At 50.5% G+C, this 22,403-nt stretch carries 15 protein-coding genes; all 15 read left to right on the forward strand.

Features of this window, described 5'->3' with window-relative positions; genetic code table 11:
• The first annotated feature begins 126 nt into the window (after nucleotides 1-126).
• A complete protein-coding gene (addB, locus tag KJS65_RS01260) occupies nucleotides 127-3,639 on the forward strand; it encodes a helicase-exonuclease AddAB subunit AddB (RefSeq protein WP_213648241.1) in 3,513 nt (1,170 codons plus the stop codon).
• Nucleotides 3,597-7,700 (forward strand): helicase-exonuclease AddAB subunit AddA, encoded by a 4,104-nt coding sequence (gene addA / locus KJS65_RS01265; RefSeq protein WP_213648242.1) that lies wholly within the window; start codon nucleotides 3,597-3,599, stop codon nucleotides 7,698-7,700. Before addB ends, addA begins: the two co-directional genes overlap by 43 nt.
• 68 nt (nucleotides 7,701-7,768) lie before the next feature.
• The gene (locus tag KJS65_RS01270; protein WP_213648243.1) at nucleotides 7,769-8,947 is read left to right on the forward strand and encodes an exonuclease SbcCD subunit D; all 1,179 of its coding nucleotides are present in this window, start codon (nucleotides 7,769-7,771) and stop codon (nucleotides 8,945-8,947) included.
• The gene (locus KJS65_RS01275; protein ID WP_213648244.1) at nucleotides 8,944-12,360 is read left to right on the forward strand and encodes an AAA family ATPase; all 3,417 of its coding nucleotides are present in this window, start codon (nucleotides 8,944-8,946) and stop codon (nucleotides 12,358-12,360) included. Before KJS65_RS01270 ends, KJS65_RS01275 begins: the two co-directional genes overlap by 4 nt.
• Before the next feature lie 256 nt (nucleotides 12,361-12,616).
• Nucleotides 12,617-12,979: a hypothetical protein gene (locus tag KJS65_RS01280; RefSeq protein ID WP_213648245.1), complete on the forward strand. Its 363-nt coding sequence runs from the start codon at nucleotides 12,617-12,619 to the stop codon at nucleotides 12,977-12,979.
• A gap of 159 nt (nucleotides 12,980-13,138) precedes the next feature.
• The gene (locus KJS65_RS01285; protein ID WP_213648246.1) at nucleotides 13,139-13,498 is read left to right on the forward strand and encodes a histidine triad nucleotide-binding protein; all 360 of its coding nucleotides are present in this window, start codon (nucleotides 13,139-13,141) and stop codon (nucleotides 13,496-13,498) included.
• 140 nt (nucleotides 13,499-13,638) lie between these two features.
• Nucleotides 13,639-13,812, forward strand: a complete 174-nt coding sequence (gene rpsU / locus KJS65_RS01290; protein WP_036712328.1) for a 30S ribosomal protein S21 — start codon at nucleotides 13,639-13,641, stop codon at nucleotides 13,810-13,812.
• A 16-nt stretch (nucleotides 13,813-13,828) separates the two neighbouring features.
• Nucleotides 13,829-14,272 (forward strand): GatB/YqeY domain-containing protein, encoded by a 444-nt coding sequence (locus KJS65_RS01295; RefSeq protein ID WP_213648247.1) that lies wholly within the window; start codon nucleotides 13,829-13,831, stop codon nucleotides 14,270-14,272.
• Between the two features lie 162 nt (nucleotides 14,273-14,434).
• Nucleotides 14,435-15,754 (forward strand): NfeD family protein, encoded by a 1,320-nt coding sequence (locus KJS65_RS01300; protein ID WP_213650586.1) that lies wholly within the window; start codon nucleotides 14,435-14,437, stop codon nucleotides 15,752-15,754.
• 98 nt (nucleotides 15,755-15,852) lie between these two features.
• A complete protein-coding gene (floA, locus tag KJS65_RS01305) occupies nucleotides 15,853-16,854 on the forward strand; it encodes a flotillin-like protein FloA (protein WP_213648248.1) in 1,002 nt (333 codons plus the stop codon).
• Nucleotides 16,855-16,868: 14 nt separating this feature from the next.
• Nucleotides 16,869-17,456, forward strand: a complete 588-nt coding sequence (locus tag KJS65_RS01310; RefSeq protein ID WP_213648249.1) for a hypothetical protein — start codon at nucleotides 16,869-16,871, stop codon at nucleotides 17,454-17,456.
• Between the two features lie 210 nt (nucleotides 17,457-17,666).
• Nucleotides 17,667-17,960, forward strand: coding sequence for a sporulation protein YqfC (gene yqfC / locus KJS65_RS01315; RefSeq protein ID WP_136606551.1), 294 nt, complete (start codon nucleotides 17,667-17,669; stop codon nucleotides 17,958-17,960).
• Entirely contained in the window at nucleotides 17,957-19,153 is a 1,197-nt protein-coding gene (gene yqfD, locus KJS65_RS01320) for a sporulation protein YqfD (protein ID WP_213648250.1), read from the forward strand. Before yqfC ends, yqfD begins: the two co-directional genes overlap by 4 nt.
• A 6-nt stretch (nucleotides 19,154-19,159) precedes the next feature.
• Nucleotides 19,160-20,131, forward strand: a complete 972-nt coding sequence (locus tag KJS65_RS01325; RefSeq protein WP_213648251.1) for a PhoH family protein — start codon at nucleotides 19,160-19,162, stop codon at nucleotides 20,129-20,131.
• Nucleotides 20,132-20,145: 14 nt separating this feature from the next.
• Nucleotides 20,146-22,401, forward strand: coding sequence for an HD family phosphohydrolase (locus tag KJS65_RS01330; RefSeq protein WP_213648252.1), 2,256 nt, complete (start codon nucleotides 20,146-20,148; stop codon nucleotides 22,399-22,401).
• Nucleotides 22,402-22,403: the final 2 nt, after the last annotated feature.

The raw sequence follows: 22,403 nt of genomic DNA on the forward strand, positions 1-22,403 counted from the left end.
TTAGAAACAAACATACGTTCTAATGTTTTATCGATATGGTATACTAGATCATATGTTTGCAGTTGTTTACTGAATTAATATTCAATTCATTGATTTCATAGATTACATAAATTGAAGGAGGAGAATATGGCGGTTCATTTTCTTATCGGACGTTCGGGAAGCGGCAAAACGACAACTATACTTGAAGATATCTCTGCCAGGCTGGAGGCCGCGCCGCAGGGAAAACCCATGATATTGCTGGTTCCGGAGCAGGGATCGTTTCAGGCAGAGCATGGACTTGTCACGACGGGCCGGATTAAAGGCAGCGTAAGAGCCCAGGTGCTGAGCTTTCGCCGTCTGGCCTACCGCGTCATGCAGGAAACCGGCGGTGCTGCTCGCGTCGGCATCAGCGATGAAGGCAAAAAAATGCTCCTATATAAAATTATTCAGCATCGCAAGGATGAGTTAAAGCTGTTTGGGGCCTCGGGCGAGCAGCTTGGCTTCGTTGGCCGTCTGGGAGACGTGTACACTGAAATGAAGCGGTACTGTATCGACTCCTCCGCGGTTAAGCAGGTGCTGGATCAGATGATTGCAACATCCGCAGCCACACCGATCCTGCGCAGCAAGCTCGAAGATTTGTGGACAGTGTACAAGGATTTTGAGCAGGAAATGTCACCATTGTATATCGATGAGGAAGACAATTTAATCAGGCTGACCGAGGCAGTGAGAGATTCTAGCTATTTGCAGGGAGCGGAGATTTGGATTGACGGTTTCCATGGGTTCACTCCCCAGGAGCTTCAGGTCGTAAACCAACTGATGCTTCATGCTGCGTCCGTTACTGTTTCACTCACGCTGGATAAGCCTTACGACGGCTTGCGGATGCCTCATGAACTGGATTTGTTCCATCCGACCGCGACTACTTATATCAAGTTGAGAGGGATGGCGGAAGAACTTGGTATTGAAATAGACAACAAAGTACTTACTCCTTCAGTACCGCCGCGCTTTCAAGGGAGCCCTCAGCTCGCCCACCTGGAGCGGGGGTATGATCGGCGGCTGCGTTATCAGGCAGTAGAAACCGGATCAGCGGATGGTATTTCTATCCATTCTGCAGCGGGGCGCCGAGCAGAAGTCGAAGGTGCGCTGCGGGAAATGCTGCGGCTGGCGCGGGATGAAGGCGTCCGCTTCCGTGAGATGGCTGTTTTTGTCCGTAATCTTGGGGATTATGAGCATCTGGTTATGCCGCTGTTCCAGGATTATGGAGTTCCGTTGTTCCTTGACCAGAAAAGGAGTGAGCTTCATCATCCGCTGGTTGAATTTATGCGTGCCGCGCTGGATGTGGTCCGGCGCTTTTGGAGGCATGAAGATGTATTCCGCTGTGTGAAGAGCGATTTTCTTCTGCCGCTGGACGGTTCCTTGACGCGCGAGGATATGGACCGTCTGGAGAACTATGCTCTGGCAAGCGGCATACAGGGCTACCGCTGGACGGATGGACGTCCATGGAAGGGGATCCCGAGCCTTTCTCTCGAAGAGGGGGGATCCCCGCAGCGGAAGACGGGCGAGGAGATGCTGGAGCTGATGGAGCGCTGCCGGAGCGCAGTTACCGGTCCGCTCTCGGCTTTTGATAAACGTATTAAACATGCCAAGACAGCCCGGGATATGAGTACGGCGGTTTTCGGGCTTCTTGAGGATGCAGGAATACCTCAATCGCTGGATTTGTGGAGCCGGGAAGCGCTGCAAAATGGCCGTCCAGAGGCGGCAAGGGAGCACCGGCAATTATGGGGCGAGGTTTTGACCCTGCTGGATCAGATTGTCGAAATGATGGGTACAGAGAAGATGACATTCGACTTGTTTGCCGGGATTTTAGAGACCGGTCTCAGTGAACTGAAGCTGGGTCTTGTGCCGCCTTCACTGGATCAAGTGCTAGTCGGAACGATGGATCGCACTCGTACGAGCGGAATCAAGTATGCATTTTTGCTGGGCGTAAATGATGGTGTGATCCCGGCAGTATACCAGGAGGACGGCATTATAACTGAACAGGAGCGATCTGTGCTGGCGGATACAGGAATGGAGCTGGCTCCGGGAATTTCCCGAAAGCTGCTGGATGAACGATTCCTGATCTACAACGCGCTCACGTCCGCGAGCCGGCATGTATGGATCAGCTATCCTTCTGCGGACGACGAAGGCAAGGAACTGCTGCCATCTGAAGTGGTACGGCATGTAACAAGAATGTTTTCAGGTCTGAAGGAAGAGCCGCTGTCAGTGCAGCCTGGAGCGGATCAGAGTGCCCTGGAGCATAAAATATACATTGAGCATCCTCGCCAAACGCTCAGCCATCTCATTGTGCAGCTTAGAAGATGGAGACAGGGCGCCAAGATACCTGAGGTTTGGTGGAATGTTTACAACTGGTATTTACAGGATTCACAGTGGCGTGATCCGCTTGATATGCTGCTGCGCTCTCTGTTTTACCGAAACGACACGATGACGCTTCAAGAGGGTACCAGCCGCAGGCTCTATGGAAGCAAAATCCGTACAAGCGTGTCGCGCATGGAGAGATTCGTGGCATGCCCATTCTCGCATTTTGCGTCCCATGGCTTGAAGCTGAAGGAACGCCAGCTGTACCGGCTGAAGGCACCCGATATCGGGCAGCTTTTCCATGCGGCACTGAGCGAAATGGCACTCAGACTGAAGGAACAGCATCGCAGCTGGGGAAGTTTGTCGGCAGAGGAATGCCGGAGGGAAGCGGAGATGACCGTGGAACGTCTGGCTCCCATGCTTCAAGGCGAGATATTGCTCAGCTCCAAAAGGTACGGATATATCTCACGTAAGCTGAAAAATATCGTTGGAAGAGCATCGATCATTTTAGGCGAACATGCGCGTCGGGGAAGCTTTGAACCGGTTGGGCTGGAGCTGGATTTTGGTCCTGGAAAGCCGCTGCCACCGCTCACCTTTGAGCTGGAGAACGGTACAGTGATGGAGGTTGTCGGCCGGATTGACCGCGTGGATATGGCGCAGGGGGAAGACGGAATTTTGCTTCGCGTCATTGACTACAAATCTGGGCAAAAGGATCTCAGACTTCATGAAGTGTATTACGGACTGGCCCTGCAAATGCTGACATACCTGGATGTGCTTCTGACTTACGCAGATGAGTGGCTGGGAAGCAAGGCTCTGCCGGCAGGCACGCTGTATTTTCATGTGCATGATCCGATATTGCAGTCCGCAAACGGCATGACGATGGATCAGGCTGCGGAAGAACTTCTCAAACGCTTCAAAATGAAAGGACTGCTGATGGCCGACCGTGACGTCGTGTCCAAAATGGATACATCACTCGACAAAGGACATTCATCGATCCTGCCGGTGGCGGTCAAATCGGATGGAAGCTTCTACAGCAGCGCATCGGTTGCAAGTCCGGAACAGTGGGATCATCTGCTTACCTCCGTTCGGAGCAGCATTGAGACGATCGGAACACGGATTACGGAGGGCGATGTGAAAATTGAGCCGTATCGTATCCAGCAGGAGACCGCCTGCACATTCTGTCCGTACAAGCCGGTATGCCAGTTTGACGAGGCGGTTGAGGGCAATCACTACCATCTGCTGAGCAAACCGAATAAATCGCAGGTATGGGACCTGTTGTCCGAGAGCAAAGGAGGAGAAACATCTTGACCCTAATACCTAAACCAGAAGGCAGCAAATGGAGCGATGACCAGTGGAAGGCCATTTCGGAAACCGGTGATCACATTCTCGTTGCCGCCGCTGCCGGATCGGGCAAGACCGCTGTGCTGGTGGAACGGATTATCCGCAAAATAATAGATACGGAGCAGGGGTTCAGCGTTGACCGCCTGCTCGTTGCAACTTTTACGAAGGCTGCCGCAGCGGAGATGCGGGATCGTATCCGGGAAGCCTTGGACCAGGAGCTTGAAAAGGATCCGGAGAACGTTCATTTACGCCGACAGCTGTCATTGCTAGGACGGGCATCTATCACAACACTCCATTCCTTTTGCCTCGAAGTCATTCGGCGCTATTATCAGCTGATTCCCCTTGATCCGAATTTCCGTATTATTAATGAAAATGAAGCAGAGCTGCTGCGTCAGGAAATTCTGGAAGAGCTTTTTGAAGAGAAGTATGGAATCGATGGCGAGGGCAGCGACTTTATCCGTCTGGTGGACTGGTTCAGCGGTGAGCGCACCGATGACGCCATGCATGTTCTGGTTCAGAAGCTGTATGATTTCTCACGAAGTCATGCCTGGCCGGATCATTGGTTAAGGGATACGGCTGCAGCCTTTGCAGTTCCGGATACAGCGAGCCTTGGACAAACCGCCTGGGTTCAGAGCATCCTTCAGGATGCCCGCCTTGCCCTTGCAGGTGCGGAAGGGCTTCTTAATCAGGCCCGCGAACTCGCGATGTCTCCGGGCGGACCAGGGGCATATGCGGATAATCTAAACGCGGATCTTGATATGATTCATACGCTGCAGGACGCCATGAAGCATCGCCCTTGGGAAGAGCTATATGAGGTCTTTCAAGGGATAGCTTTCGGCAAGTTAAAGAGCGTACGCAAGGACGAGACGGACCCGCAGCTTCAGGAACGTGTCAAGGAGCTGCGCGAAGCCGTCAAAAAAACAGCCGCTGATTTGCGCGGTGCCTTGTTTGGCCGTTCCTCCGAAGCTTTTTTGACAGAACTGAATGAAGCGGCGCCATTGATGAAGGAGCTGGCTGAGCTTGTGATCCAGTTCGGAGAACGCTATGAGCTGGAAAAGAGGAAAAGAGGAGCGGTGGATTTCAGCGACTTGGAGCATTACTGCCTCCGGATTCTGCTGCACAGCGATTCGACACCGGAAAATCCGATGCCATCCGATGCGGCAATGGAATATCGTGAACAGTTTGACGAGGTGCTGCTGGATGAATACCAGGATACGAACAGTGTCCAGGAAACGATCGTGAATCTCATCTCCAGGGATCTGCCTGGCAACCGGTTTATGGTTGGTGACGTGAAGCAGAGTATATACCGGTTTCGCTTGGCGGAGCCGGGGCTTTTTCTGGATAAATACCGCAGATATGACAGCGGTGGCGGGAGCGGGATCCGCATCGACCTGGCGCGGAATTTCCGCAGCCGGATGGAAGTGGTGAATGCGGTCAATGTGATTTTCCGCCAGATCATGAACGAAACGGTGGCAGAGATCAGTTATGATCAACGTGCTGAGCTTGTATATGGTGCTTCGTTCCCGACTGTAGAGCAGACGGGAGAGGGTACTGGCGCGAATCCATATGAACCTGAGTTTCTTCTGATCGACCGTGCCGGCAAGGGACCTTCTGCAGATGAAGAGTCTCAGGATGGAGACGGCGAAGGTCTCATGCAGGAAAGCGAAATCATGGAGATGGAAACGGCACAGCTCGAAGCGAGAGCCATTGCCAAAAAAATCCGGAATATGATGGGTGATACCGCCGCAAGGCCGCTGCTTGTATTTGACAAGGTTGTTAAAGAAATGCGGCCGGTGCAGTACGGTGATATGGTTATTCTTTTGAGATCAGCCTATATCTGGGGTCCGCTCATCATGGAGGAGCTGAAGCAGCTTGGTATTCCTGCCTATGGAGACCAGAGCCGCGGCTACTTCCAGGCGACGGAAGTGGAAATTATGCTGTCACTCCTGCAAATCATCGACAACCCGCAGCAGGATATACCTTTGGCAGGTGTACTGCGTTCACCGATTGTCGGTTTGACGGAAGAAGAGCTGGCGCAGATCCGCCTAGCTCAGAACGGCTCCTTTTACGATGCGTTAATAGCGTCAGTTCAGCTGGGAGAAAGCTCGGCCGAAAGCAAAGTGATGGAAGAAATGGAAAGGGCGGGAGCTGAAGCGGCTGCAACCTTGGAAATGACCTTTCATGATTTAGCGGATGGTCATGAGAACGTTGACTTAGTACAAGTTCCTGTATCAGACACAGATGAAAGTATTCCGTCAAAACTGAAGTACAAGATCGCTGGTTTTGTACAGCAGCTGCAAAACTGGCGCAATGTATCCCGTCAAGAGAGTCTTGGCGACTTCATATGGCGGATTTATCGGGAGACTGGCTATCTTGACTGGGTCGGGGGACTGCCGGGCGGTGCCGAACGCCAGAATAACTTGAAGGCTTTGCACGACCGTGCCGTCCAGTACGAACAGACGACAGCCTCCAGAGGACTTTTTCGCTTTCTGACCTTCGTATCACGGCTTCGTGACCGGGGCGGTGATCTTGGCGGGGGAGGCGGTACTGAGCATAAAGACAATGCTGTACGGATTATGACGATTCATAAAAGTAAAGGACTTGAATTCCCTGTTGTATTTTTGGCAGGGATGTCCAAGACTTTCAACCAGCAGGATCTGAATGCTTCATTTCTGATGCATAAGGAGCTGGGATTCGGTCCTAAATTTGTGGACGAAGAGAAGCGAGTAAGCTTCCCTACGCTTCCCAACCTTGCGATCCGGCGCAGATCACAGCTGGAGCTGTTGGCGGAGGAAATGAGGGTTCTCTACGTAGGACTGACGCGTCCCAAGGAAAAACTGTTTCTGATTGGTACCGTCAAAGATTTGAATAAAAAGGTATCGTCCTGGGCACAGGTCCAGAATGAGTCCGAGTATATGCTTCCTGATTACTTGCTGGCCAGAGGCCGAAGCTATATCGATTGGGTTGGACCTGCTTTAATCCGTCATCCCGGGGCTGCGAAGCTGAGGGAGATGATGGAGCTTGGTGATGCTGTTTCTCCGGTTCTTTCTTCCGATCCGTCCGTATGGAGAGTGTCGGTCATACCTGCGGATGAGCTTACTTTGGCTAATCTTGGTGGCTGGGAGGAGGAAGAAGAGTCTACTCCTGAAAGGAAGAACCGGCTGGAGGCTTTAATGAAGCGGCAGCGTGTGGATGCGGAGGATAGAACCGATATGCTTGAAGAAGCTGAGATCGGAACCCGCCTGACCTGGCAATATCCGTATGGAAGAGCTACAAGACTGGCAGCCAAAACCTCCGTGTCCGAAATGAAGAAACTCCTGACCTTGCAGGATCAGCCATCCGAAAATTGGATTGAGGACGAGAAGCTGCGAAAGGAATTAACGGATATAAATAGGAATTCTTCCTTTACGCTCCCGCTGCAGCGTCCGAAGTTCATGGAGCAGAATGCATTGACGCCTACGGAGCGCGGCACCGTGTATCATACGTTGATGCAGCATATCCCGTTGGGGCAGGGCAAAATTGATGCTGCAGCTGTTGCGGAAACAGTGCATCGTTTGCTGGAGCGCGAGCTCTTAACCCGTGAGCAGGCGGATATTATCGAGCCTGAGGAAGTCGGCATGTTCTTCAGAACCGATATTGGAGAAAGGCTGCAGGCTGCTGAATGGATTTCCCGAGAAATGCCTTTCAGCTATGGCCTGACCGCAGAGGAAGCCCATAGAGGGCTGTTCTCGGGGCAGCCGGGTCTTATCGAGGAAAACCCTGATTTGTTCGAGATATCGTTATTACAAGGGGAAACAGTGCTGATTCAGGGCGTGGTCGATTGTCTGTTTCGTCAGGAAGGCAAACTGGTGCTTGTTGATTACAAGACGGACAGAGTATTGGAACATAAGGGCGGGATAAATGCCCTTGCCGAACAATATATATTTCAGCTGGACCTGTATGCGAAGGCGCTGAAAGATATTTTGCATGAAGAGATCAGCGAGAAATGGCTTTACTTCTTTGATGGAGGGCATGCCGTCCGCTTGTGATGATAAGAGTGCTTAGCTTAACGCAATCATATTATTTAGCTTACACATGGGAAAGGGGAGAGTGCGGCATGCGGATACTGCACACCGGAGACTGGCATTTTGGAAAATCGCTTGAAGGCCGCAGCAGGCTGAGAGAGCAGGAGGATTTTGTGGACGAGCTCGTCCGGATCGCCAATGAACAACAGGCGGACCTTATTATGATGGCAGGAGACGTATATGACTCCGTTAATCCACCTGCGGCTGCGGAGCAGCTCTTTTATGAGGCATGCGCAAGATTAACGGAGAACGGTCGGCCGCTTGTCGTTATCTCGGGCAACCATGATCAACCTGAACGTGTCTCGTCTGTTTCACCGCTGGTTGGCAGGCAGGGAATCACTCTGATCGGGCTTCCGGTCGCTGAGTCGATAACGGTGGGGACTTCGCGCACGGGAGAGCTCGCCAAGATCGCTGCGCTTCCCTATCCTTCCGAATCACGGCTTAATGAGCTTTTGTCTGCAGAGGGCAAGGAAGATGAGCTGCGCAGGGCTTACAGCGCCCGTGTAGGCATGCTGATGGGCAAGCTTGCCCAGGAGTTTACGCCGAAAACGGTCAATCTGGCGATGAGCCATATTTATGTCTTGGGAGGCGTAGAAACCGACTCGGAACGTCCGATCCAGGTCGGTGGTGCTTACACGGTAGATCCATCAGCATTGTCCGTAGGAGCGCAATATACAGCTCTGGGTCACCTCCATCGTCCGCAGGCGGTTAAAGGCGAGGGTATCATCCGGTACAGCGGCTCTCCGCTAGCTTACAGCTTCTCGGAAGCCGGACAGGCTAAATCGGTCATGATGCTGGATATTGCACCAGGTGGTATGCCGGTGATGGAAGAAGTTTATCTGTCGAGTGGACGTCCACTGGTGCGCTGGAAGGCGAAAGGCGGATTGGAAGAGGTGTATCACTGGCTGGATGAGGGGAAGGATACAGAGGCTTTTATTGATCTTGAAGTATCTCTCACCGAATCGATGTCCATTGGCGAAATACAGCGTCTACGCAAAAGCCGGGATGGATTTGTGCACATCCGTCCGATTTATCCGGAGATGGAGCAGGCGGAACAGCAATACGAGCGATCGGGGCTTCCTGTTTCGGAGCTGTTCCGCAGATTCTATCAGCGTCAGAGCGGCGGCGCCGTACCGGATGATGAACTGGTGCAGCTGTTTCTCGAGCTCGTTGAAGAAGATGCGCGGGTAAAGGAAGGTGACGACGAATGAAGCCGATTACGCTTAAACTTTCCGGTCTGCAAAGCTACAGGGAAATGCAGCAGATTAATTTCGAGGATTTATGCGATATGGGGCTGTTCGGTATTTTCGGGCCAACGGGCAGCGGCAAATCCACATTGCTGGATGCCATGACGCTCGCTTTGTACGGCAAGGTTGATCGGGCCGTCAACGGAACACAGGGGATAATGAATCATTCTGAAGATACTCTGTTCGTCTCCTTCTGCTTCGAGTTGACTTCTGCCGAAGGCAAGCACCGCTTTCGTGTCGAACGAAGATTCAAGCGTACGAGCGAGCTGTCGGTCAGCAATACGGTCAGTCGCTTTATTGAGGTTAACGATGAGGGCGAGAATGTTCTTGCCGACAAGCTGGCCGAGGTAACGCGCTGTGTAGAGGATAAGATTGGGCTGAAAATGGATGATTTTACCCGTGCCGTTGTGCTACCACAGGGTAAGTTTGCCGAGTTCCTCTCCCTGAAAGGCAGTGAGCGCAGACAAATGCTGCAGCGGCTGTTCCATCTGGAACAGTATGGAGACCAGTTAGGAATCAAGCTCAGCCGGCGGGTTAAGGAAAACGAAGGGGCATTAAAAGCTGTGGAAGCAGAGCAGCAGGGGCTTGGCGAAGCAGGACAGGAAGCCCTCGAAATGACGGAAAAACAGCTTCATGACGCCGCACTTCACGCAGAAGCCATCCGCACCAAGCTTCAAGCAATAACCCTGGAGGCAGAAGTGAAGGGGAAAATCCGTGAGCGGCAGCTGGAGAAGAACCGAAAGCAGGTTCAGCTTGATCAGCTGCTGGCTTCGGAAAATGAAATGCTTCTTCTGGAAAAAAGGTTAGAGAATTCTGCGGCTTCGTCTATGATTCTGCCTTCTCTGATTTTATGGAGAGAAAACGGGCAGGAACAGAAGCTAAAAGAGTCGGAAAGGGCAGTGCTTCAGACTGCTGCTGCGCATGCGGAACAGGCAGCGGCCGATGCCTCTGCATCTGATGATGCGGCGCAAGGAGCCTTGACTGCCGGAGAGCCCAAGCTGCTGCAGCGCCAGGAACAGCTGGAACAGGCAGTTCTGCTGCAAAAGGAAAGAGACGGGATCCAATCTCTCTATGAGGAGCTCGGTACCCAGCAGAAGGAAGCCGCCAGCAGAATGAATGAGCTTCAGCAGTCACTCGCCAAGGAACAGGAGCTTTTGAGCCGGGGAGCCCAAAAGCAGTCAGAGCTTCAGGAAAAGCTGAACGGATTGGAAATTACATCGAAAGAACGCGATATGCTGCAAAAAGCTCTTCAGCTCCGCCAGATGCTTCGTTCCGCCGAAGAAGGTAAGTCAAAGGCACAGAGAGAGCTTGAACAGCAGCAGGAAAAGCTCGCATCAGCTCAAAAGAAGCATGAGCAGAGCGTAAGCGAGCATCATCGGCTGCAGGATCAGGAAAAGCAGCTCATCTTCAAAGTATCTGCTTGTCTTACACAGGCAGAGGAACAGGCAAAGCTGGCTGAACGGGCATTGTTGAGCCTGGAAAAGGACGAGCAGCAGCTCCATGAAGAACTGAAGCAGCAGCAGCTCCAGCGCTTGTCGCTTTCTCTCGCTGCTGAGTTACACGAAGGACAGCCATGCCCGGTATGCGGTTCATTGGAGCATCCGGTTCCTGCCCATTCGGATGCAGCTGAATCAGGTATGCATGAAGATATGATTCGGCAGCTGCAGGGATATCGATCCCGGCTGCAGGATATTAAATATGCATCGCGTCAGATGTATCATGAATGTTCCAGCCTATGTGAGGGAGGAACAGCAACCTCAGCTGAACCCATGGCGCTGGATCATTCGGCTGCAAGTGCAGAACCGACGCAGGCTGCGTCTAAAGCTGACGCTTTCTCTACGGTTATTTGGGAGGAGCGGACCAGGGGACTTGAGTACGCCCAACGTGAATTTTCAGGCGAGCTTGCGAATCTGAAAAGAGAATCACTAGAGCTGAGGGATCAACGTGAAGCCCTGCGGCAGCAGGCCATCAAACATGCCGCTGAAACGGAAGCAGGCAGCAGTGTATTGGAACAGCTGAAGAACAGACTTGAACAATTGGCGGAGGAAGTGGCGCAGCTGCAAGAAAAGTGGGCTAAGGAGCTGCCTGATCTTCTGATGGAAGAAGTAGAGACGCGGTGGTCGCAGATGCAGCAAAAAGACCAGGATGCGGAAGATGTGAAGGAACGGCTGCGCCGGAGTATTCCTTTTCTCGATGAAAAGAAGAATACGGTCCAGTCCATGGAACGGAGCCTAACGGAGTCAGAAAAGCATTTGATTCAGCTGGATGCACAGCTTCGCGGCAAGCAAGAGCTCCTGAAAGAAAAACAGGAACGGCTGTATGCCTGGATCGGTGACAACCGGGCGGAGGCACTGCTTGAAGCCTGCGCACTGGAGCTGAAAGCATTGCGGGAGACCGCCGCTAAGGCAAAACAGCTCAGGCTGTCTGCGGAGCAGGCTAAGTATGAGAGTGCAAAGGCATATGCAATGGCTTGTCAAGCTGCAGAGTCGGCTGCAGCCCATTATGAAGCCTCGGGCAAGCGATGGGAGAAGCTGCTGTCAGCTTCACCGTTTGCCAATGAAGCTGAGGTGGAGGCTGCGCATGTTCAGCCGCAGGAGGCTGAGCAGCTTGCTGCCAGGGTGCGGGAGCACCGTGACAGAGAAAGGGATCTCCGTGCAGCGATCAGGCATTTCGAAGAGCAGCTGCTTGGCAGCTCGCTGACGGAAGAGCATTGGCTGCACGTGACTCAGGAATTGGCTGCTTTCCGCCAAGCTGATGAGGAGGCCCTGCAGGCTAAAGCGCGTGCAGAACGTGATTTGGAGGATATTAAGAAGCGGCATGTTCGCTGGACAGAGCTCGAGAAACTGCGCCTTGTGCGGCAGCAGGAAGCGGAGAAGCTTGCCAAGCTGCAATCCTGTCTGCGCGGTAATGCTTTTGTCGAATACATTGCGGAAGAACAGCTGATGCAGGTCAGTCAGTCTGCTTCCCAGCGTCTGAGATTCCTGACCAAGCAGCGTTATGCCCTCGAAGTGGATTCTGGCGGAGGCTTTCTAATCCGGGACGACGCCAATGGAGGGGTTCGCAGACCGGTCTCCACGTTATCCGGAGGAGAGACCTTCCTTACCTCTCTTTCGCTGGCCCTCGCTTTGTCCGCACAGATACAGCTTCGCGGACAGTATCCGCTGCAGTTCTTTTTCCTGGATGAGGGTTTTGGTACGCTTGATCCTGATTTGCTGGAGACCGTCATTTCATCCTTGGAAAAGCTGCATAACGATCACCTGTCGGTTGGCGTTATCAGTCATGTTCCGGAGCTTCGTGCCCGTCTTCCGCGTAAGCTGGTGGTCTTGCCGGCTGACCAGGCAGGCGGAGGTTCGAAAATTACCGTGGAAGAAATGTAATGTGATGTAATTCACAGTTACAGCTGCAAGCGGCTGTTATAATACAGTCAAGCCGACATTCTATCATGAAGCACCCCGGCGGACGTATGGCAGGGATAACAACTCCTTAACATACGTCCGTGCGCAGCGAAGCTGATTTCAGCGGAGCGGGTGCTTCTTTTTTTTGTTTTCCGTTTTTTTTGCTGAAGATGAGTAGCCATTCGCCCAGTTCTGAATATGATGATCGTGTAAATTGCAGACTGGGGAGGATTACGGAATGGAGAAGTTTGAGGCCAAGGAAGTTTGTAAAAAACATATGTACCGTTATGTCAGAGCTACCATGTCGGATGGAAGCGCCCATGATGGCTTTGTTGAACATGTTGATGAAGAACAGGTTTATCTGGCGGTACCGGTAGGTCATGAAAACATGCCTTATCATCATGGAAATGTCAGCGCGTATCATCAAGGCGGCTGCTGGGATCCATGTTATCGATATCCTGCGCAGGACACCCGGGCATTTTTTCCATACGGGTATGGTTTTGGGTTCCCCTATGGGGGTTTTCCATACAGACGGCGCTTTAACAGGCTGGTTCTGCCGCTTGTAGGCTTGACTGCACTTTCTCTGCTGCCTTTCTATTAATACCGATATTTACACATACAGGGGCCCAACATCCGGTAAAAAGTAGGACTTTCCCTTAGGAAAGTCCTTTTTTTGAGATGAAAATTGGACGTGATCCCCCAGAATCCGGTATGATATTCGTATTGGAAGAACAATATTACATATTGGAGGCGACAAAATATGGACTGTCTCTTTTGCAAAATTTCCGAGGGCAGCATTCCTTCACAAAAGGTGTTTGAAAATGAAAGAATCCTGGTGTTCAAGGATATTCAGCCTGCGGCACCTGTGCATGTACTGGTTATTCCCAAAAAACATATTGCTTCCATGAACGAAGTGGAGGAGCAGGATCTGGCGTTGATCGCGGAAATGCATCAGGTTGCCCAGCAGGTAGCAAAGGATCTTGGAGTGGCAGATTCCGGTTACCGTCTTATTAATAACTGCGGACCGGACAGCGGACAAGCTGTGCATCATATCCATTATCACCTGCTTGGAGGGGCCAAATTAGGCGCTCTGACAGGCATTTCAGATTCGCATGAATAGATAATTTATCCAAAAATTTATAGGTGCTTTCTGAAAAAATAGGCATCAAGGTTGACACCCTATTTCTCTTTCACCTATAATTAAATTTGATGAACCGTGTTATTGCTCTTGGACGGTCTGGTCGGAGGGAGGGAAAACTGGTGTCTGAAACTAAAGTTCGCAAAAACGAGTCTATTGATGCTGCACTTCGCCGCTTTAAGCGCTCCATCGCAAAGGATGGTGTATTGGCTGAGGTGAAGAAACGCAAGCATTATGAGAAGCCAAGCGTGAAGCGCAAGAAAAAGTCCGAGGCTGCTCGTAAGAGAAAGTTTTAGGAGGAACTGAACTAACATGAATCTTAGCGAACGATTGAACGAAGATATGATACAAGCGATGAAGAGCAAGGAGAAATTCAGGCTCTCCACTATTCGAATGGTTCGTTCAACGATCAAGAATCTTGAAATAGATTTGAAAAGAACTTTGGATGACAACGAAGTGCTTGATATCCTCAGTCGTGAAATTAAACAGCGCAAAGATGCCCTCCAAGAATTTAAAAAAGCGGATCGTGACGATCTTGCGTCAAATGTCGAAGCAGAAATTGAGATTATCGGTCAGTATCTTCCCGAACAGCTTTCCGAAGAAGAAATAAAAGTTATTGTACAGCAGACCATCCAGGAAACCGGTGCTTCTTCGAAAGCGGACATGGGGAAAGTGATGAGTGCGCTGATGCCGAAAGTCAAAGGACGCTCTGACGGAAAACTTGTGAACCAAGTGGTTCAACAATTTCTGCAATAAAACATAATGTGAAACACCCCTTTTAAAGGGGTGTTTTTTCATTTTTCTGAAACGGTAAGCCATTTATTGCGTAATAACTACCATATGCTGGACAATATATTATAATCATGTGGAAAGGAGGGGAAGACATTGAATTTATCCAAATGTACCAAAAGGCTGGCTATGTGGTTTGTACTTCTTTTATTGGTTGGCTGCACAGCGGCTGCAATACCGGGTATGGCAATAGCAGAAACGGCAAAAACGGGGCCGGTATATATTATTCCGGTGGATCAGAAAATCGAGACGGGACTTGGGAAATTTATGAAACGCGGATTTAAGGAAGCCGCGAAAATGAATGCTGAACTTATCATCTTGGAAGTCAATACGCCGGGCGGTCTGGTCAATACGGCACAGGATATTGGCAAAATGATTCGTGAAAGCAAGATAACAACGGTTGCTTACATACGCGGCAATGCCGCCTCTGCCGGGAGCTACATCGCATTAAATGCGGATAAAATTGCCATGTCACCGGGCAGCATGATTGGCGCAGCCGCCATGGTGGACAGTACAGGCAAACGGGTGGATGATCCCAAGCTTGTAGCGGCTTGGAAATCCGAAATGGCATCCGCTGCTGAATCCAGTGGAAGAAACGGAACCATAGCGGAAGGCATGGCAGATATCAATGCTGTTGTCGATATGCCGGAAATTGGAGTGAAGAAAGAGAAAGGCGAAATTATCGCATTATCGAGTGAACAGGCACTCAAGGTTGGATATGCAGACACCATCGCATCGTCACCTGAGGATGTTGTATCCTGGATGGGATATTCAACGGATGATATGTTCCTCGTGCAGCATACAGGCTCAGAGAAAGTAGCTTCATTTTTAACGAATCGAATCGTGATGACCATCTTGCTGTTTCTCGGTATTGCCGGCATTGTCATTGAACTGATTGTTCCCGGATTCGGTGTGCCCGGAATTATTGGAGTAGCCGCATTTGTACTGTATTTCTTCGGCAATTATGTAGCCGGCTTTGCAGGCAATGAGACCTGGCTGCTCTTTATCGTAGGTCTAGTTCTCATGATTCTGGAAATGTTTGTCCCGAGCTTCGGAATTCTGGGAATTTTGGGCGCCATCAGTCTGATAGCGGGAGTCGTTCGCGCAGCATATGACACAAGCCATGCAATGCTGTCGCTGGGCATCGCTTTTGCTGCTGCGGTCGTAGTTATTGTGATTGTGGCCATCCTTTTCAAGGAGCGGGGGATATGGAATCGGTTTATTCTTAGTGAGTCTCTCACGAAGGAGCAGGGATACGTCCCTACGGCTTCCAAGGATGCGCTGCTTGGCCGGGAGGGCGTCAGTGTAACACCGCTGCGGCCTGCCGGGACGGCGCTCATAGACGATGAACGCATTGATGTGGTGACGGATGGAGAATTTATCCCACGCGATACAGCGTTGGTGGTTGTTCATGTCGAAGGTGCGAGGGTTGTCGTCAAACCCAAATAAATCCTGTTCTTTTACCCCGAATCGTGTAACATGGTAACTATAGGACATCACGGAAAGAATCATAGATAAACATAAAAAAATATTGGAGGATTGCATTTATGACGAGTGCTTCGTTGATCTCGATTTTGCTCATTGCGGTTGTGGTTATTATTGTGCTGAGCGTATTCTTCAGCTTCTTCCCGCTCACACTCTGGATTTCCGCATTGGCGGCGGGCGTCCGCATCAGCATTATTACCCTGGTAGCCATGAGGCTCCGCCGTGTTACACCAAGCCGGATCGTGAATCCGCTGATCAAGGCTACCAAAGCAGGACTAGGACTCAATATCAACCAGCTGGAAAGCCACTATCTGGCCGGTGGTAACGTAGACCGTGTCGTTAATGCCCTGATCGCGGCTCAACGTGCCGATATTCCACTGGAATTCACCCGTGCAGCTGCTATTGATCTGGCAGGACGCGATGTACTGCAGGCCGTTCAAATGAGCGTTAATCCGCGTGTCATTGAAACGCCTGTTGTGGCAGCCGTTGCGAAGAATGGTATCGAAGTGAAGGTTAAGGCCCGTGTTACGGTTAGAGCGAATATCGACCGTCTCGTTGGTGGTGCAGGTGAGGAAACGATCATTGCCCGTGTAGGCGAAGGTATCGTTACCACGGTCGGCTCGAGTGACTCGCACAAGGATGTGCTGGAGAATCCGGACCGGATTTCACGTACTGTCTTGTCTAAAGGTCTGGATGCGGGTACCGCATTTGAAATTCTGTCCATTGATATCGCAGATGTGGATGTAGGTAAGAACATCGGTGCTTATCTCCAAACGGAGCAGGCGGAGGCGGACAAACGAATTGCCCAGGCCAAAGCCGAGGAACGCCGCGCAATGGCGGTAGCTCAAGAGCAGGAAATGAAGGCGCGCGTAGTGGAAATGAGAGCACGCGTAGTCGAATCTGAATCCGAGGTTCCTCTTGCGATGGCGGAAGCACTTCGTTCAGGCAAAATTGGCGTGATGGATTACATGAATTTGAAAAATATCGAAGCGGACACCCAGATGAGAGGCTCGCTTGGCAAAATGGGCGAGGGAGACCAAAACGGTCCTCAAAATAATAAGTAGGGAATGATGCATCCATGTGGATCTTGGAAAATTTCTATTGGATCCTGATTGTCGGATTTGCGGTCATCTCCGCCCTGAGCAAGCGCGGCAAATCTAAGCCTAGGCAAAACCCGCGGGGAATGCCTACCTTCGGCGGTGGAAGCGGCATGGAGCGCAGAACCCATTCTGCCAGTACCGAAGCTCCCAGAGGCCGAGATGATGTGAGGACGCCTGATTCTGAGGACGACCGGGATCAACCGGGCAGTGCATCTTATCCGCAGGGCTGGAGTTCAAAGGTATCCAGGCATAAGCAGAGATCCTATGATTATCAAGGCGATGGACCCGATTATGATACAGGCGAGGGTGTATCCGGAATGTGGGAAGACAACAAACCGGAAACGCTGGAGGATTACAAAAACGAAATGGAGCAGCATTTGGAACGGGTAAGCGCGTCGCTGGACCGAATTGAGAAAACGGCGACGGGATCACCTTCCAATCATACTCCACGTGTGGAACACTCGAAGCCGGTGTCACCACTTGCGAAGCAAGCCATAAACGGTTTGATCTGGTCCGAAATTTTGGGGCCGCCACGATCAAAGCGGCCATATGGCGGCCGTAAGTGAGGCTGTAATCCGTAGCAATTTTCATATGTGGCAAATGAACCTTTTCTGCATGGCAGAGGATATTTGATATCCTCAATGCCTTACAGGAGAGGTTTTTTTGTGTGCCCACTGATTACGGAACTTTCAAAATGCGATAAGAGCCTGAAACCTCTCATAAATCAGCCAGACCGGGCATAAGTTGTAAAGTACAGGAAGGGGGAAGACCTTCGTATGACCCGGATCAGCCGCAGGCTGCGGAAATGGACAAATGAAATGCTGGATTTGCCGCAGGATGTCCTGCTCGATCTACCGCGGATTACCCTGGTGGGAAACAAGGAGCTTTCCATTGAAAATCATCGCGGAGTGCGGCATTTTTCAGAGAATAAAATGATTCTTTCCCTTAGCCAGGGCTCGCTTGAAGTCGAGGGCACGGGGCTCATGATCCGGGCGATCCTGCCGCAGGAAGTCATGATTGAAGGGATCATCAACAATATAAAATATATAGGAACGGGGGAGAGCTTATGAAAATACCTACACTATCTGTCGTGCGCGGCTGTGTGCTGATAACAGTCAGAGGAGAGCATGTAAATCACCTGATCAATGTTTTGGCCGAGTCTGGCATTCCCGTGTGGGATATCCGGCCAACCAGCGATCATACCGCTGATATGAAGCTGCTTCTGAGAGATTTTCATGCTCTTCGCCCCCTGCTCAAACGGACAGGCTGCCGGATGCATGTCAGCCGCAGGATTGGCTTGCCTTTTCGCATCGTCAGGCTGTATAAACGCAAATTTTTTGCTACAGGCATTATTATGTTTTTTATCATGCTGTTTTTGCTCTCATCTCTGGTGTGGAATATAAACGTTATAGGGAATGAAAAACTGGCTTCTGAAGATGTTTTGAAAGTCGCGAGACAAGCGGGAATCCGGCCATTTCAATGGATTTTTCGCCTGGACGAGCCGGACAAGCTCTCCCGTGAGCTCAGCATGAAACTTCCAGGGACCTCATGGGTTGGAGTGGAGAGAAAAGGGACGACTATTACTATTCAGATTGTAGAGGCTGCTGAGCCGGAGAAGAAGCCTCTGGTCAGTCCGCGTCATCTCATCAGCCGGACGGATGCGGTGGTGACAAGTATTTATGCCGAGCAGGGACGACCTCTGGTTGAAAAGAACACGCGTGTTAAAAAAGGACAGGTGCTAATTTCCGGCATTTTGGGAGATGGGGCAGTCAACTCAGAGATTGTCGTCGCCAAGGGCGAAGTGAAGGGACTCGTATGGCATGAATACAATTTGCAGGTGCCGCTTGTTCAAAAGCGAAAAGTATATACAGGCGAACGGAAAAACAAAAGCTATCTTGTGTTAGGAAACAGGGCCATTCAGTTATGGGGATACGGAAAAGAACCATTTGCGAAATCCGAAACGCTGACGGAGCATGATCCGCTCACCTGGCGTTCGATCTCACTTCCGATTGGCTGGATGACTGAAAAAGTTATGGAGGTAGCGGAGACTCAGGAAACGCTGCAGCCCGAAGAGGCAAAAAAACTTGGAATAGATGGTGCAGTTCGGGATATTTTGGCGAAATACGGAAGCGATTCACAGATCATCAATCAAAAAATTTTGCATGAGAAGAAAGAGAATGGTAAAGTTTATATGAAAGTGCTTTTTGAGGTGGAGGAGAAGATCGCTGAAGAGCTTCCCCTAGTTCATAGTCAAGGAGAATGAGGCTATTTGTCAGAGAAAAACCACAGCACACAAATTTCATTGCAAAGTGCAGGTGAAGGGCTGTCCATTTTCGGACCTCAGGATACTTTTTTGAAAATGATTGAAGCTGAAATCCCTGCGCAGATTGATTCGCGGGAAGCTGAAATTACCATACGAGGCAGTCTGCACGATGTTCAAGTCGCAGAGCAGCTGTTCGAAGTCCTCCTGGAGCTTGTCCGGAACGGATATATTCTTTCAGAGCGTGATGTTGCATACGCCATTGAACTTGCAAAAGATTTTCGAGCGGATCAGCTGCTCGATTTATTTAAGGGAGAAATTACAACAACTTTTCGCGGCAAGCCGATTCGTGTCAAAACGATAGGACAGAAGCATTATGTAACGACCATCCGCAAGCGGGATATCGTGTTTGGTATCGGCCCTGCCGGTACCGGTAAAACGTATCTGGCAGTCGTACTGGCTGTGGCAGCTTTGAAGGATGGGTCCGTGAAGCGGATCGTCCTCACGCGTCCGGCAGTCGAAGCCGGAGAAAGTCTAGGCTTTCTTCCAGGCGATTTGCAGGAGAAGGTAGACCCGTATTTGCGTCCGCTTTACGACGCCCTCTATGATGTGATGGGCCCGGAGCAAACAGCGAAAGCGCTTGAAAGAGGACTTATAGAAATTGCGCCGCTGGCGTATATGCGCGGGCGTACGCTGGATGATTCCTTTATCATACTGGATGAGGCCCAGAATACGACCCCCGAGCAGATGAAAATGTTTTTAACCCGTTTGGGCTTCGGCTCAAAAATGGTCATAACTGGTGACGTTACACAGATCGACCTGCCAAAGGGCAAGAAATCCGGTCTGATTGAAGCCAAAAGGATTCTTAGCGGTATTGAAGAAATCGGCTTTGTTTATTTTGCCGAACAGGATGTCGTCCGCCACTCTCTCGTTCAAAAAATTATCGTTGCTTATGACAAAGCTGTAGAAAATCAAGATTAGAGGGGATTATCTTTATGACTTCGAGAGAAACGTCATCAGGCAAATCTTTCTCAATTAAAAATGTGGGCTGGAAACATAGCGCAGGAACACGCTATGTTCTCTTTTTATGTCTGGCGGTGCTCTTTTATGTCAGTCTGGCTCCTGATTTGCTGCCTGAAAGGTATAACATTCAGGTGGGGACTCGCAGTGAGAAGGAAATCAGGGCACCAATGCAGATTCCGAACAACAAAGCGACGCTGAAGGCACAGGAACAGGAAGCAGAGCGTGTTCAGCCGATCTATACGATTGTTACCGTTCCCAATGAAAATTTGGTAGTTTCCATTCTGGACCGGATCGACCGGCTGAATCAGGATGATCAGGTCTCAAGGGAAGATAAAATTTCGATCTACCGTCTTGAAATCCCGCAGCGTTCCAAGGATTTTATTCAAAACTATGTCAATGCAAACCGTTCTACGGCCAAATACTCGGACAAACTGCTGGACGAGATGTTGAAGGTGACGAATCAGCAGGCTTACCGGATTCCAGAAGAGACCTTTATTAAAATTCCGAAGCTGACAACCAAGGATATTGCCGAAATGAAGCCGGTTGCACGTGAAATCGTATCCCGTCTGACGAATGATCAGGTTACTGAAGCCCAAGCCGTTCGTGCGAAGGTGGCTGAACTCGTCAGCGCAAGCACTTTGAACCAGCGTACAGCCCGTGAAGTTGTGCAGGAGCTGTCTAAGTTAGCGATTACGGCGAACAAATTCTACGATGAGGAAGCGACCAAGGAAGCCAAGGTTCAAGCCCGGGAAAATACACAGACAGTATACATCAAGCAGGGAGATGTGCTTGTAGCTAAAAGTCAGCTGATCACGGAGGATCTGTATAATCTGCTGGATGATAACGGTCTTCTTAAAAATGAGGTGAACTACTGGCCTCAACTTGGCCTGCTGTTGCTGTCTCTGCTTATGGCTTGGGGGCTGTTCCTTTTTATCCGCCAGTCTGATTCCGGCAAATTCAGGTACAATAATTCACAACTTCTGATGCTGGTGCTTATTTTTATCATTACAGTAATTTCCATGCATCTGGCAGGAATTCTCCAGAGTGCTGAGAGACCTTATGTCGGTTACCTGGCGCCTGTTGCCATCGGAGCGACACTGGTAACCCTGCTGCTGGATATGTCACTTGCGTATTTCTCGGCAATGCTGTTTAGCATTTTGTCTAGTGTTATATTGAATGTCCATCAGGGGCAGTTGTTTGACTTTAGTTTCGGATTTTTTGCTCTTGTCGTATCGACTGTAGCCATATTTACGATTCACCGCGCGAGCCAGCGCTCGACGCTGTTGAAAGGCGGGATCATGGTATGTCTGTTCGGCTCGCTGACCGTGTTTATTATGACGCTCATCAGCAACGGCCAGTGGAACCAGATGCAGACATTGTACGGCATTGGATTTGCCTTCGCTGGTGGACTGCTAACCGCCATTCTCGCGATTGGTCTTATGCCCTTCTTTGAAGTTACATTCGGGATTCTGTCAGCCTTGAAGCTTGTTGAGTTGTCCAATCCTAACCATCCGCTGCTGCGGAAGCTGCTCACAGAAACACCGGGCACATATCATCACAGCGTCATGGTGGGAAATCTGTCCGAAGCTGCGGCCGAGGCGATTGGTGCGGACGGACTACTATGCCGCGTCGGTTCTTATTATCATGATATCGGCAAAACCAAGCGTCCGAGCTACTTTATCGAGAATCAGAACAACATGGAGAATCCGCATGATTCCATTGATCCGAAAATGAGTAAATCCATCATCATTGCCCATGCTAGGGATGGCGTGGAAATGCTGAAAGAACACAAGCTTCCGAAGCCGATCAGAGATATAGCGGAGCAGCATCACGGAACCACGTTCCTTCAATTCTTCTACCATAAGGCGCTGCGCCAGGCCGAAGAGAATGGAAAAGAGCCGGACTTTACCGAAGAAGATTTCCGGTATCCGGGTCCCAAAGCCCAGTCCAAGGAATCGGCTGTTATTGGTATAGCGGATAGCGTAGAGGCTGCCGTCCGCTCCCTGCGAAATCCGACTGTGGACCAGGTTGAGACAATGATCGAAAAAATTATCAAAAGCCGCTTGGACGATCACCAGTTCAATGACTGCGATTTGACGATGAAGGAACTGGATATTGTGGCAAAAACGCTTAAAGAAAGCGTTATGGGAATATTTCATTCCAGAATTGAATATCCGGAAGAAATCAAAAAGAACAAAACGAATGAAGACACAAGAAGGAGCGGTTAGTC

The organism is Paenibacillus sp. J23TS9, assembly GCF_018403225.1.
In the GTDB taxonomy this organism is placed as follows: Bacteria; Bacillota; Bacilli; order Paenibacillales; family Paenibacillaceae; genus Paenibacillus_AQ.